At 73.5% G+C, this 13,051-nt stretch carries 9 protein-coding genes; 4 read left to right on the top strand and 5 right to left on the bottom strand.

All coding sequences use genetic code 11. The annotated features are described in order from the left end of the window. Positions 1 to 48: 48 nt before the first annotated feature. Entirely contained in the window at positions 49 to 1,083 is a 1,035-nt protein-coding gene (locus BLW47_RS21920; protein WP_091561458.1) for a glycosyltransferase family 2 protein, read from the bottom strand. A gap of 154 nt (positions 1,084 to 1,237) precedes the next feature. On the opposite strand from BLW47_RS21920, the gene BLW47_RS21925 reads away from it, so the two are divergent. From BLW47_RS21925 to BLW47_RS21940, 4 genes are all read left to right on the top strand, one after another. After that, a complete protein-coding gene (locus tag BLW47_RS21925; RefSeq protein WP_139307405.1) occupies positions 1,238 to 2,596 on the top strand; it encodes a hypothetical protein in 1,359 nt (452 codons plus the stop codon). A 144-nt stretch (positions 2,597 to 2,740) separates the two neighbouring features. Next, entirely contained in the window at positions 2,741 to 3,826 is a 1,086-nt protein-coding gene (gene wecB / locus BLW47_RS21930; protein ID WP_091561462.1) for a non-hydrolyzing UDP-N-acetylglucosamine 2-epimerase, read from the top strand. Positions 3,827 to 3,861: 35 nt separating this feature from the next. Beyond that, a complete protein-coding gene (locus tag BLW47_RS21935) occupies positions 3,862 to 5,286 on the top strand; it encodes a glycosyltransferase (protein WP_091561463.1) in 1,425 nt (474 codons plus the stop codon). Next, a complete protein-coding gene (locus tag BLW47_RS21940; RefSeq protein WP_091561465.1) occupies positions 5,283 to 7,415 on the top strand; it encodes a glycosyltransferase family protein in 2,133 nt (710 codons plus the stop codon). Before BLW47_RS21935 ends, BLW47_RS21940 begins: the two co-directional genes overlap by 4 nt. A gap of 76 nt (positions 7,416 to 7,491) precedes the next feature. On the opposite strand, the gene BLW47_RS21945 is transcribed toward BLW47_RS21940, so the two are convergent. The 4 genes from BLW47_RS21945 to BLW47_RS21960 all read right to left on the bottom strand — a co-directional run bounded on the left by BLW47_RS21945 (position 7,492) and on the right by BLW47_RS21960 (position 13,024). Continuing rightward, on the bottom strand, positions 7,492 to 9,105 hold the full coding sequence (locus tag BLW47_RS21945; RefSeq protein ID WP_245736912.1) for a glycosyltransferase family 4 protein: 1,614 nt from the start codon (positions 9,103 to 9,105) through the stop codon (positions 7,492 to 7,494). Between the two features lie 84 nt (positions 9,106 to 9,189). Further along, positions 9,190 to 10,887, bottom strand: a complete 1,698-nt coding sequence (locus tag BLW47_RS21950) for a glycosyltransferase (RefSeq protein WP_091561471.1) — start codon at positions 10,885 to 10,887, stop codon at positions 9,190 to 9,192. Then, the gene (locus tag BLW47_RS21955) at positions 10,884 to 11,909 is read right to left on the bottom strand and encodes a Gfo/Idh/MocA family protein (protein ID WP_091561712.1); all 1,026 of its coding nucleotides are present in this window, start codon (positions 11,907 to 11,909) and stop codon (positions 10,884 to 10,886) included. Before BLW47_RS21955 ends, BLW47_RS21950 begins: the two co-directional genes overlap by 4 nt. A gap of 5 nt (positions 11,910 to 11,914) precedes the next feature. Beyond that, positions 11,915 to 13,024, bottom strand: coding sequence for a DegT/DnrJ/EryC1/StrS family aminotransferase (locus tag BLW47_RS21960; RefSeq protein ID WP_091561477.1), 1,110 nt, complete (start codon positions 13,022 to 13,024; stop codon positions 11,915 to 11,917). Positions 13,025 to 13,051 lie beyond the last annotated feature (27 nt).

The following is a 13,051-nucleotide window of genomic DNA, read 5'->3' on the forward strand; positions in this document are numbered from 1 at the left end:
CCCCGAGTCGCGGACCGCCGGCGGAAGCCGATCAGACGGGCCCGTCGGTCACGACGACACGGCGGAACGCTGTGCCGGCGCCGGCCGCTGGGGGGCCCGGCGCGGCGCGGGATCCCGGTCCGCGCTGTCCTCGGCGACCAGGTACGCCGGGCGTCCCTGAAGCGCGGTGTAGATCCGGCCCACGTACTCGCCGAGCAGCCCGAGGCAGAGCAGCTGCACCGCCCCGAAGAAGAGCACCGCCGCGAACAGCGACGCCCAGCCGGCCACCGTCCGGCCGGACAGGTAGCCGGCGACGGCGTACCCGACGAGGACCGTGGAGAGCGCCATGGTGCCCAGCCCGAGCCAGGTGGGCAGACGCAGCGGCGCCGCGGAGAAGCTGGTCACGCTGTCGGCGGCCAGCCGGACCATCCGCGACAGCGGATACTTCGTCTCGCCGGCGGCCCGCTCGCCCCGCAGGTAGCTGACCTCGCCGCTGGCGAAGCCGAGCCACGGGACGACGATCCGCAGCACCGGCGTCCGTTCCGGCAGCGCCCGCAGCGTCTCCACGGCCGCCCGGCTGAGCAGCCGGAAGTCCCCCGCCTGCGCCGGCACGTGCCGGCCCGCGAGCCGGCGCATCAGCCGGTAGTACGCGGCGGCGGTGCCCCGCTTGAAGGCGGTGTCGGTGCTGCGGTCGGCCCGGACGCCGTACACCACGTCGAGCGCCTCGTTCCGGGCGCGCCGGAGCATCTCCGGGATCACCTCGGGGGGATCCTGCAGGTCGGCGTCGATGCTGACCACGTACTGCCCGTCCGCCCGCATCAGGCCGGCGAGCAGCGCGGCCTGATGGCCGCTGTTGCGCTGCAGCCGGACCATCCGCAGCTCCGGCCAGTCGGCGCGCAGCTCGTGCACCAGCTCCGCGGTCCGGTCGACGCTGCCGTCGTCCACGGCCACGACCTCGTACCGCTCCCCCATCCCGTCGAGGACGGCGCGGAGCCGGTGCGCCATGATCGGAAGGGCCTCTTCCTCGTTGTACATCGGCACGACGACGGACAACACCGGACCGTGCGGCGCCCCGCGGGCGGCGTCCGAGGATGAATCGGGCACGCGGTACCTCCGTCAGGGCCGTCGGGGCACGTTGCGGCGCCAGACGGACACCCGCCGGGCTCCGCCACTCTAGTGCACGGCGCCCTTCCGCCACAGCCTCACCCATCGATACCGAGCACGCGATCGATTCGATGTTCGGCTATGGTCGTGCGCTGTGTCCGCTCCCGCTACCGCGCCCCCGGAAGACACGACAGACGCCCCCTCGGACGCCACGGCAGAGGCGCCCCCGGACAAGACCGACGTGACCGCAGACGCGCCCCCGGACAAGACCGACGTCGCGGCGGACACCCTGCCGGAGAAGTCCACGGACGCGCCCCCGGAGGCCGCGCCGGACCAGCCCGTGACGGCGTCGGCGGACGACCGGGACGGCGCCGCCCGGACCCGGTGGCGGGCCCGACTGCGCTCGGCCGGCCGCGCGGCCGCCCCCGCGCTCCTCGCCTACCTCGCGGTTCGCGCCGTCGGGTTGATCATCCTGTTCATCTCCGCGCGCCGCACCGGCACGGACCTCTCCTGGCTGCTGACCGGGCGATTCGACGCGAACTGGTACCAACAGATCGCCGACCGCGGGTACGACCCGGCGCTGCAGCCCGCGCCGGACGGCGGCTTCCGGCCGACCAACCTGGCGTTCTTTCCGCTCTACCCGGCACTGATCGCCGCGCTCACCGCGATCAGCCCGCTGTCGTCGGCGGTCGCCGGGCTGCTGGTGTCCTGGCTGTCCGCGCTCGCCGCCGCCGCGGCGATGTACGCCATCGGCGCCCACCTGCGCTCCCGGGCCACCGGCGTGCTGCTGGCCGCCCTCTGGGGCGTCGTGCCGCACGCCGTCGTGCAGAGCATGGCCTACAGCGAGCAGTTGTTCACCGCGCTCGCCGCCTGGACGCTCTACGCGGTGCTGCGCCGGCAGTGGCTGCCCGCGGGCGCGCTGTGCCTGCTGACCGGGCTCGCCCGCCCCACCGCGAACGCGGTGATCGCGGCGGTCGGACTGGCCGCGCTGGTCGCGATCGTCCGGCGGCGCGACGGCTGGCGACCGTGGGTCGCCGCGGCGCTCGCGCCGCTCGGCTACCTGGGCTACCTGGCCTGGCTGGCGCAGCACCTCGGCCGGCCCGACGCCTACTTCCACCTGCAGCGCGAGGCGTGGCACATCACGTTCGACGGCGGCGCGGACACGCTGCGCGTGATGGGCGAGGTGCTGACCGGCGACTCACCGCTCAGCTTCTACATGGTGACGCTCGTGATCGTCGTCGCGATCGCGCTGATGCTGCTGCTGGTCCTGCACCGCTACCCGCTGCCGCTGGTGGCGTACTCGTTGGCGTCGGTCGTCTTCGTGTTCGGCGCGGCGGGCTCCTATTATGGCAAGGGCCGTTACCTGATGCCCGTGTTCACGCTGCTCCTGCCGGCTGCCGTGGGACTGGCCGGGGCCCGCCGCCGGACGCAGGTGGTGGTCCTGATCCTGCTCGCGCTGGTGTCCGGCTGGTACGGCGCGTACCTGACGCTGGTCTGGCACAGGTCACCGTGAATTCCATCTGAAAAGTCGTCGTCGAGGGGGCCGCCGGGCGGCCTCCTTCGATCTGTCCGGTCCGATGCGGGATTATTGAGCTCGGTTGAGCACGTCGATACCGCAGCGGGACCGCGTTCGGTCCGATCCGAGGGAGCAGCCGTAGTGAAGGTCGTCAGCATCGTCGGGGCCCGCCCCCAACTGGTGAAACTCGCCCCGATTGCCGCGGCCTTCGCGGAGAGTGACTGCCAGCACGTGATCGTGCACACCGGCCAGCACTACGACGCCGACCTCTCCGACGTCTTCTTCTCCGGCCTCGGCATCCCCGACCCCGACGTGCACCTCGGCATCGGCTCGGGCTCGCACGGCGTGCAGACCGGCAACACCCTCGCCGCCCTCGACCCGGTGCTCGCGGCGGAGCGGCCCGACTGGGTCCTCGTCTACGGCGACACCAACTCTACGCTCGCCGGCACCCTCTCGGCGGTGAAGCAGCACCTCCCGGTCGCGCACCTGGAGGCGGGGCTGCGCTCGTTCAACCGCCGGATGCCGGAGGAGCACAACCGCGTCCTCACCGACCACGCCGCCGACCTGCTGCTCGCCCCGACCGACGAGGCGATGCGGCACCTCGCCGCCGAGGGACTCGCGCCGCGTTCCGTGCTGGTCGGCGACGTGATGGTCGACGTCTGCCTGCGGATCCGGGACCTGGTGCTGCGCGGCGAGGCCGTCCGCCCGACGCTGCCCGAGGGCATCGACCCCGACGCGCCCTACCTGCTGGCGACCCTGCACCGCGCCGAGAACACCGACGACCCGGCCCGACTCGCCGCCCTGGTGGACGCGCTGGTCGAACTGCCCGTCCCGGTCGCGCTGCTGGCCCACCCGCGGCTGCTGGCCCGCGCCGACGCGCACGGCATCAAGCTCGGCCGGGGCGCGCTGCACGTCGGACGTCCGCTGCCGTACGCCGCGATGGTCGCCGCCGTGCTCGGCTCGGTCGGTGTGGTCACCGACTCGGGCGGGCTGCAGAAGGAGGCGTACCTGCTGGGCCGCCCGTGCACGACGCTGCGGACCGAGACGGAATGGGTCGAGACGCTCGCGGACGACTGGAACCGGCTCATCCCGAACCCGCACGAGCTCGGCGCCGGCTGGGTCGACGTGGCCACCCGGCCCGCCCCCGAGACCCCCCGCGGCACCCCGTACGGCGACGGGCGCGCGGCGCACCGGGTGATCGAGACCCTGCGACAGCACCAGGCATGAGCGGCCCCCTCCCGGCGAACGATCGGCAGCCTCTGATGAAGAAAGCATTCGCATCACTCCCGTGGACGCGACCGCGCGGCGGCGAGCGGCCGCACGTGATCTACCTCGCGATCGGTTTCCCGCCCGCCGCGAAGAGCTGCGCCTACCGGATGCGCGAGACGGCGAACCAGTTCTGCGCGCTGGGTTGGGACGTCACGGTCATCACCATCTGCGACGAGGCGTGGGAGCGCGAGTACGGGCTCGACCACACCCTGTCGGAGAGCGTCGACCCGCGGGTGAACGTGGTGAAGCTGCCGCTGATCCGGCAGGACCTGGAGACCGACATCCGCGCGTTCTCCGAGAGCCGCGCGCTCAACCCGGGCGGCTGGATCTCCGAACTGCGCAAGCGCGAGCAGAAGGTCTTCCCGGAGCCGGTCTTCGGCGGGTGGCGCTTCGCGCTGGAGAAGGCGATCGTGAAGGTGCACCGCGATCACCCGGCCGACCTGCTGGTGACCTCCTGCGCCCCGTACGTCAACCTGGCGGCGACCTGGAAGCTCTGGGAGGAGCACAAGGTCCCGTACGTGATCGACTTCCGCGACGGCTGGTCGGTGGACGTGATCGGCGGCGGGGAGGCGTTCGCCCGGGAGTCGGTGTCGGGGCGCTGGGAGTCCCGCGTGCTCGAGCAGGCGATCGCCGTCTGGTGCGTCAACGACCCGATCGCCGGCTTCTACCGCGACCGCTACCCGCACCTCGCCGACCGGGTGCACGTGGTGCGCAACGGGTACGACGAGGACAGCCTGCCCGCGATCAGCGGCCGCGCCCCGGACCCGGCCGCCGGGCTCACCTTCGGCTACCTCGGCTCCGTGAACTTCCCGCCGGACTTCCTCGACGCCGTGCTCACCGGCTGGCGGATCGCCCGCGCGGAGGACCCGCTGCTGGCCCGTTCCCGCTTCGAGGTACGCGGTCACATCGGGGCCGGGCCGATGCGCGAGGCGAACCGGCACATGGATCTGCTCAAGGCCGCCGCGCCGGACAACGTCACGTTCGGCGGACCGGTGCCCAAGTCGTCGCTCGCGGCCACCTACGGCTCCTGGGACGCGCTGGTCCTGATGCTGGTCGGCGGCCGGTTCGTCACCTCCGGCAAGGTCTACGAGTTCATGGCCACCGGGCTTCCGATCGTCTCCGCGCACGACGTCGACCACGACGCGTCGAACGTGCTCGCCGGGCACCCGCTCTGGACCGGGGCCGTCGGGCTGGAGCCGCAGCGCCTCGCGCTCTCCTTCATCGAGGCGGGACGCATGGCGGTGAAGGCCACCGAGGCCGATCGGGCGGAGGCACGCACCCTCGCCCGCCGGTTCGCCCGCCCCGCGGTGCTCGCGCCCGCCGTCCGCCACCTCGCCGAGCTGGTCCGGCCCGGAACGGGCACGCCCGGCGCCGCCGTTCAGCCCGCGACCGCTTCCACTGGAGACTCCCGACCGTGACCAACGTGCTGATCGTGGCCAGCGTGCCGCCGCCGCAGCCGGCCATCCTGACCGATGCGCTGGAACGCTTCAAGGCCAAGGGCGCCAGTGTGTCGGTGGCCTGCTTCGCGAACGTCGAGGACATGTCGGTCGACCCGGCGCTCGCCGAGGTGCGGGGCTTCGCCGTCGCGCCCGAGGCCATCACCGGCCGGCTCCGCGACGCCCTGCGCCGCGCGCCGCAGAACCGGCGGATGTGGCTGCACGCCCGCCGCGACGGCTGGCTGCGGCGGCGCGCCGCCGAGGCCGACGTGCTCGTCGCGCTGGACGCCCGGGCCGTGCACACGGTCTGGGAGCTGGCGCAGCGCAACACGCGGGCGAGCGCGTGCCACGGCCTGGTGCCGGCGCTGAAGGAGTTCGACGCGCGGCGGACGCCGACGCCGGGGACCGTGCTGGAGCGGCAGGTCGCCGCGACCGCCTCGATCGGGGCGCGGGGGGCACGCCGCCTGGCCGTGCGCGCGGCCAAGACCACCCTCAAGAAGGCCACCGGGCAGAAGGTGGTCGCCAACCCGGCGGGGGCGTGGCTCTGGACGCGGGCCGTCTCCGCGCCGCGCATCCCGGACGGGCTGCGCAGCCGGCTGACCCTGCGGGTCTACGGCAGCGCGGTGCGGGCGGGCCGGCCGGCGACGGCGGCGCGGGCCTCGGCGGCGGCGATCGGCCGGATCAAGGATCCGCAGACCCGGGCTGACCTGTTGACCAAGCAGGCGCAGACCGAGCTCGGCCTCGGCAGGGTTCCGGCCGGCCTGCACGACGCGATCACCGCCCAGCTGGACCTCGCCGACCTGCGGCTGCGCAAGCGCGACCCGAAGAAGGCCGCGTTCGCCCTCTCCAACGCGTTCAGTCTCGCCTCCAACCGCGTCCTGCACTTCGACCGGCTGTCGTCCCCGCTCACCGACGACCCGGCCGGTTACCTGGCGCCGTTCCGGGACAGCGTCGCGGCGAAGAAGCTCGCCGAGCCGCGCGGGCGGGCGACTCCGGCGGCGCCGATCCCCACCGACCGGCCGATGCGGCTGCTGCTGACCACGCTGATCAACGACAACTTCCTGCGTGAGATCCGGGAGCGGTACGAGGCGATGCCGAACGTGGAGGTCCGCTTCCTGGACCTCGACGACGACCCCGCCGGCCGGGTGCTGGCCCGCAGCGGCAGCTCCGTCTTCGAGCACATCCTGTCCGGCCGGTCGGCGTACGGCGACAAGATCGAACAGTGGCTGCGCCCGCACCTGGACTGGGCCGACACCGTCTTCATCGACTGGTGCCAGGCGACCGCCGCGCTGTTCACGCTGCACGACCCGGGCACCGCCCGGATCATCGTTCGGCTGCACAGCTTCGAGGCGTTCAACTTCTGGCCGCACCTGGTGGACTTCTCCCGCGTCGACGACGTCGTCTTCGTCTCGGACCATCTGCGGGATCTCTCCACGGCGGTGCTGCCGCAGCTGACCGGCGAGGCCGCACCCCGGCTGTGGGTCGTCGACAACGCGATGGACCTGCAGCGCTACCCGCGGCCGAAGCCGGCCGAGGCGCGGTTCAACCTGGGGCTGGTCGGCGTCGGGTCGGTGGCGAAGGACCCGCGGTGGGCGATCGAGGTGCTGCGCCGGCTGCGCCGGCACGACGAGCGCTACCAGCTCCTGCTTATCGGCAGCGACCTGAACGCGCGGACCAGCGCCGCCGCGAAGCAGTACGCCAACCAGCTGCAGCGGGACCTCGACGAGCTGGAGCCGTCCGGTGCGGTGCAGCGGCGCGGCCAGACCGACGACGTGCCGGGGGCGCTCACCGAGGTGGGCGTGATCCTCAGCTCGTCGGTGCGGGAGAGCTTCCACTGCGGGCTCGTGGAGGGCGCGGCGAGCGGCGCGGTGCCGATCGTGCGGGACTGGCCGTTCTTCGCCGGCAAGCCGCACGGGGCGCGCACGCTCTTCCCCGCCGACTGGGTGGTGGCCGATCCGGACGAGGCCGCGGAGCGGATCCTCGCCGCGACCGCGACCGAGGAGTCGTGGCGCGAGACCGGCCGGGCAGCGTCCGAGCACGCCCTGAAGACGTGGGACTGGTCGATCACACAGCACGACTTCGACCGGCTGCTGCTGGACGGGCCGGCCTGACCCCCGCTGCCGCTCCGAATGCGAAACGGCGGCCCGACCAGGTGGTCGGGCCGCCGTTGTCGTGGTGGGGGCGGCGTCAGCGCGCCGGCACGGCCTCCACCGCCCCGGTCGGCTCCGCGAGCCGGGATGGCGGCGCGTCCGGCAGCAGCCGGCTGTAGACCTCGTCCATCACCCGCGCCTGGGCCTCCCAGGTCCACTGGTCCAGCACGCCCGCCCGGTCGTACGCGGCGCGGTAGCGCTGCGGGTCCGCCAGCACGGCCCGGACCGCCCGCAGGTAGTCGGTCAGGTCCTCGGCCCGGAACACCTCGCCCTGTCCGGTCGCGCGGGTCGCCTCGGCCATGGTCTTCACGTCGCTGACGACCATGGGGAGGCGGGCGTGCGCGTACTCGAAGAACTTGGTGATCAGGGCCAGCTCGTGGTTGGGCTTGTGGTGGATCGGGATCACCCCGAGGTCGGCCGGGGCGAGGAACCGGGAGACCTGCCAGTGCGGCACGTACGGCAGCAGGTGCACCCGGTCGGCGACGCCGAGCTGGGCGGCGAGCTCCTCCAACTCCTCCATCGCCTTGATCTTGCCGTTGGGGTGCAGGGAGACCAGCGCGACGTGCGCGTCGGTCAACTCCGTCAGCCCCCTGATCATGATGTCGACGCCACGGGACGGGTTGATTCCGCCGCAGTAGACCAGCAGCGGCGTGCTCGCGGAGACGCCGCAGAGCGCGCGCAGGTCCGGCACCGGCAGCGCCCGCTGGTCCGCGGTCAGCGTCCGCGGCGGGGCGTTCAGTACCACGGCCGGCTGCTCGGGCAGGTCGTGCATCTCCCGCAGCAGGTCGGCGAGGGTGGGTGACACCGTCATCACGGCGTCGGCGTAGGGGGCGTGCTCGCGCACGTACGCGATCTGAGCGGGCAGCCAGCGCGGGTTGGTGGGCCGGCCGATGATGCCGGGCACGAACTCGTGGGCGTCCCAGACGAGCTTCAGCCGCCGACCGCGGGCACGGGCCCGCATCGCGGCCCGCGCGCCGACCCCGAGCATCCGGAAGTCGTTCGCGTGGATCAGATCCGGCTTCAGCTCGTCGATCACCGGGCCGAAGGCCATCTCGTAGTCCCACAGCTCCGGGTCGAGCCGTCGCCAGGACCGGTCGCCCATGGTGGACTGCCAGAACCGCATGGCCAGCCGGTCGATCGTCGAGGTGGGGTCCTGCTGACGCTGCTGCAGCCGGGTCAGCTCACCGGCCCGGAACTTCGTCCATCGCGCCAGCACAGTCGCGGTGACCAGCGGCGCGGCCAGCCGCGCGCGGGTGGCCAGGAACGCCCACCGCGACCCGCCCTCGCGGGCCGCCGCGGTCGCCTCCGCGAGCCGGAACTGCAGGTCCGCGCGCCAGACCTTCATCTTCTGGACCCGGCGGTTGGCCTGCCGGCCCGGCCGGTACGCCAGCGGCCGGCGCAGCAGCGCCCGGCGGTACGTCACCGGGTGGCTCAGCCGCCGCGCCACCTTGATCAACCGCACCTCGGCGTCGCCGATCCGCCACGTCTCCTCGGGCGACGCGCCCCGGATGCCGAGCAGGATCACCTCCCACCCGGCATCGGCGGCGGACCGGGCCGCCTTCTGGACCCGGGAGTCGCCGTTGACGCCGTTGTCGACCAACATCACCACGCGACCGCGGGTCGGCGGGACGCTGCTCGGGACAGGTTCCATCGGATGCCTCTTCCTTGCTGGTGCCGGGGGTGGCGCCGGCCGGTCACCGGCGCGCCGACAGCTGGCCGGCGCGCCGGCGTCGGCTCAGCGGAGGAATTCGTCGAAGACGGCGGCGGTCCGCCGCCCGTCATGGTGCTCCCGCACGTACGCGACGCCCTCGGCGCCGAGCCGCGCGCCCGCGGCGCGGTCGTCGAGCAGCGTCTCGATCGCCTTCACCACGGTCGACGGGGTGGCGCTGACGATCGGCGGTCGGACGTCGACGCGGCGGTGCACGTCCTCGTCCAGGTAGCTGATGACCGCCTTACCGGCCGCCATGCCCTCGCAGGCGAAGGTGCAGTAGCTGCCCATCACCAGCTGGTCGATGACGACGTCGGCGTCCTTGACCAGCGCCTGCATCTCGCTCCAGGGCAGGCCCTCGATCAGGCGGAACTCGATGATCTTGCGGTCGTGCAGGTCCTGGAGGTCGGAGAGGATGCGATCGGTCCCCTTCGTCCACCGGGTCGACGGCGCGTGCAGCACCAGCGGCCGGGTCCGTTCCAGGATCGGACGGTCGCAGGCCCAGGCGTCGACGTCGAGCACCAGCGGCGCCCACGTCGCCCACGGCACGTCGTCCAGCAGGTCCGGGGTGGTCACGAAGAGCGGGAGTCCGCTCTCCTCGGCGGTGCGGCGGTTCTTCTCGGTCACCTCGGTGAGCCGCGCGACCAGCTCCTCCGGCGCGTCGCGGAAGCCCGACTCGGCGTGCCGCTCCAGGTGCCGGCCCGGATGCCGGATCTCGCTGCCGTGCGCGAGCAGCGCCAGCTTGATCCCGGCGCGCCGCAGCGCGGGCAGGTCGGCCGAGATGTCGTCGCCGTTGAGCCGGCCCAGGATCGGCCGGAACGCGTCGACGATGAGGTGCGTGTAGCCGCCCAACACCCGCCGGATCTGTTCCAGCTGCACGTCGAGGCGGTGTTCGTGCGGGAAGTGGATGTAGACGTCCGCCGGGTGCGGGAACGCGGCCGGCGGCTTCGCCACCACCAGCTCGGCCGAGACGTCGGGGCGCGCCGCGCTGATGGCGCGGGTGAACGCGGTCAGCACGCCGGCGAAGTTCGCGGTGCCGAGACCGAGCCGGACCGGCCCGGCGCCGAGCGGCGGCCACGGGACGGCCGGCGCCTCCGGCTCGGCCGCCACGCGAGCGGCCGGGGCGGCCCCCGGCGCGGCGGACGTGCGCTTCTGGGCGCGCTGCACGGCGTTCACGAAGTTGCGCGGCGAACCCGGCGCGAAGACCTCGCCGGCGTCGTGCCGGGTGAGGTACTCGCGCACCGCCCGCGCGTTGCCCGCCACGATCGTCAGCCCCGCCGCGCGGTACTCGTCGAGAGCCGCCGGCACCAGCGGCGTCTCCGGGCCGCCCCGTTCGAACCCGAGGACGGCCAGGTCCGCGCTGGCGAGGAAGTCCGGCGCCATCCGGCGGGGCCGGGTGACGGCGTGCACCCGGTGGGCGACGCCGACCGACTCGGCCTGGCGCAGCAACGCCCGTACCACCACCCGGTCCGCGCCGGGGCAGACCAGGGCCAGATGGAACTTGGGCAGCCGGGGCAGCGCGTCGACGACGGCGGCGATGCCCCGGTCGTCGACGATCCGCCCGGTGTAGACCATCAGCGGCACCCCGGCGGGCAGCCCGCAGGCCGCCCGGACCGAGGAGTGCGCCCGCGGCAGGGCGGCGGTGCGGCGGAGCGCCCTGCGGACCCGCAGGGGCACCCGCCGCCCGACCGCCGTGACCAGTCGCCGAGCCGGCGCCGGACTCATTGCACCGCGGGCTCGGTGTCGTTGCCGGACCGCGGGACCGGCACGGTGACGCCCACCGAGGCGGACTCCAGCAGGGCCGCGGCGACCTGGACGGTGCGCAGACCCTGGCGCAGCGTCACGATGTCGCTCTCCTTGCCCTCCACCGCGTCCCGGAACCGCTCGTGCTCGACCAGCAGCGGCTCGCGCTTCGGAATGGCGTACCGGACCATGTCGCCCTCGGCGACGCCGCGGAACGCGCGCAGCGCCTCCCACTCGGTGTCGATCGCGGCGTTGGCGTAGAACGTGAGGTCGGCGGTGAGGGTGTCCGCGACGAAGCAGCCGCGGTCACCGGTGATCACGGTGGACCGCTCCTTGAGCGGGCTCAGCCAGTTCACCAGGTGGTTCACCATCGTGCCGTCGGCGAGCTGGCCCACCGCCGCGACCATGTCCTCGTGCAGCCGGCCGCTGCGCGACACCGTGCGGGCCGACACCGAGGTGTACGCCTGGCCGGTGACCCAGGCGGTGAGGTCGATGTCGTGGGTGGCGAGGTCCATCACCACGCCCACGTCGGCGATCCGGTGCGGGAACGGGCCCTGCCGCCGGGTGACCACCTGGTACACCTCGCCGAGCTCGCCGGCCTCCAGCCGGGTGCGCAGGTTCTGCAGCGCCGGGTTGTACCGCTCGATGTGGCCGACGCCGGCCACCAGGCCGCGCGCCTCGAACGCCTCGACGAGCCGCACGGCGGCGTCCACCGACTGCGCGAGCGGCTTCTCGATCAGCGCGCACACGCCGTTGGCGGCGAGCTCCATGCCGATCGGCTCGTGCAGCGCGGTGGGGCAGGCCACGACCGCGTAGTCGATGCCGAGCGCCAGCAGGTCGGACAGCTCCGGCACCACCGGCACCCGCAGCTGGCCGGTGGGGTCACCGGCGGGGTCGACGATGCCGACCAGCTCGACCCCGTCCAGGCCGGACAGGACACGGGCGTGGTTGCGCCCCATCGCGCCGAGCCCGATCAGGCCGGCGCGCAGCTTGCGCCCCTGCACCGCGCTCACCGGGCACCCCCGGCGGTGTTCGCGCCGTCGGCGATCCGCTCCAGCTCGTCGGGGCTCAGCGACGGGTGGACCGGCAGCGACAGCACCTCGGCGGCGGCCCGCTCGGTCTCCGGCAGCTCCCACGGCCCCGGCTTGCCGTCCTCGGTCAGGTACGGCTTGAGGCGGTGGATCGGGGTCGGGTAGTAGACGGCGTTGCCGATGCCCAGCTCGGTCAGCCGCTGCGAGGCGGCGTCGCGGTCGCCGGTCACCCGCACGGTGTACTGGTGGTAGACGTGCAGCGCGCCGTCGGCGACCGGCGGCGTCACCATCCCGGTGATCCGCGAGTCCAGGACCTTCGCGTTCGCGCGGCGCTGCTCGGTCCAGCCGGCGAGCTGGGTGAGCTGAACCCGGCCGATCGCGGCGGCGACGTCGGTCATCCGCATGTTCGCGCCGACGATCTCGTTGGCGTACCGCTGCTCCATGCCCTGGTTGCGCAGCAGCCGCAGGGTCCGGGCGAGCTCCGCGTCGGCGGTGGTGATCATGCCGCCCTCGAGGGAGTGCATGTTCTTCGTCGGGTAGAAGCTGAAGCAGCCGGCCGTGCCGAAGGAGCCCACCGGCTGGCCGTTGAGCGCCGCGCCGTGCGCCTGGGCCGCGTCCTCCACGACCGCCAGGCCGTGCCGCTCGGCGATCGCCATCAGCCGGTCCATCGCGGCGGGGTGTCCGTAGAGGTGCACCGGCATGATCGCGACGGTGCGCGGGGTGATCGCCGCCTCGACCGCGGCCGGGTCGATGCAGAAGCTGCCGGGCTCGATGTCGACGAAGACCGGCTCGGCGCCGACGAGCCGGACGGCGTTGGCGCTGGCGGCGAAGGAGAACGACGGCACGACGATCTCGTCGCCCGGCCCGAAGCCCAACGCCATCAGGGTCAGCTGCAGAGCCGAGGTGCCGGAGTTGACGGCCACGCAGTGCCGACCGGAGACCAGCTCCGCGAACTCCGCCTCGAAGGCCGCGACCTCCGGACCCTGCACCACCCGACCGCTGCGCAGCACCCGGACAGCCGCTTCGATCTCAGCTTCGCCGATCACTGGCCGTGCTGGCGGGATGAACTCTGCATTGAGCCCAGACATGGGAAATTCCTCCTGTCGGCGTGGCGC

This window comes from Micromonospora pattaloongensis (assembly GCF_900107255.1).
Taxonomy (GTDB): Bacteria; Actinomycetota; Actinomycetes; order Mycobacteriales; family Micromonosporaceae; genus Micromonospora_I; species Micromonospora_I pattaloongensis.

Excerpts from the sequence above, each read along its gene's own strand:
- BLW47_RS21935 (WP_091561463.1), top strand. The coding sequence starts at position 3,862 with ATGAAGAAAGCATTCGCATCACTCCCGTGGACGCGACCGCGCGGCGGC.
- BLW47_RS21945 (WP_245736912.1), bottom strand. The coding sequence starts at position 9,105 with ATGGAACCTGTCCCGAGCAGCGTCCCGCCGACCCGCGGTCGCGTGGTG.
- BLW47_RS21950 (WP_091561471.1), bottom strand. The coding sequence starts at position 10,887 with ATGAGTCCGGCGCCGGCTCGGCGACTGGTCACGGCGGTCGGGCGGCGG.
- BLW47_RS21960 (WP_091561477.1), bottom strand. The coding sequence starts at position 13,024 with ATGTCTGGGCTCAATGCAGAGTTCATCCCGCCAGCACGGCCAGTGATC.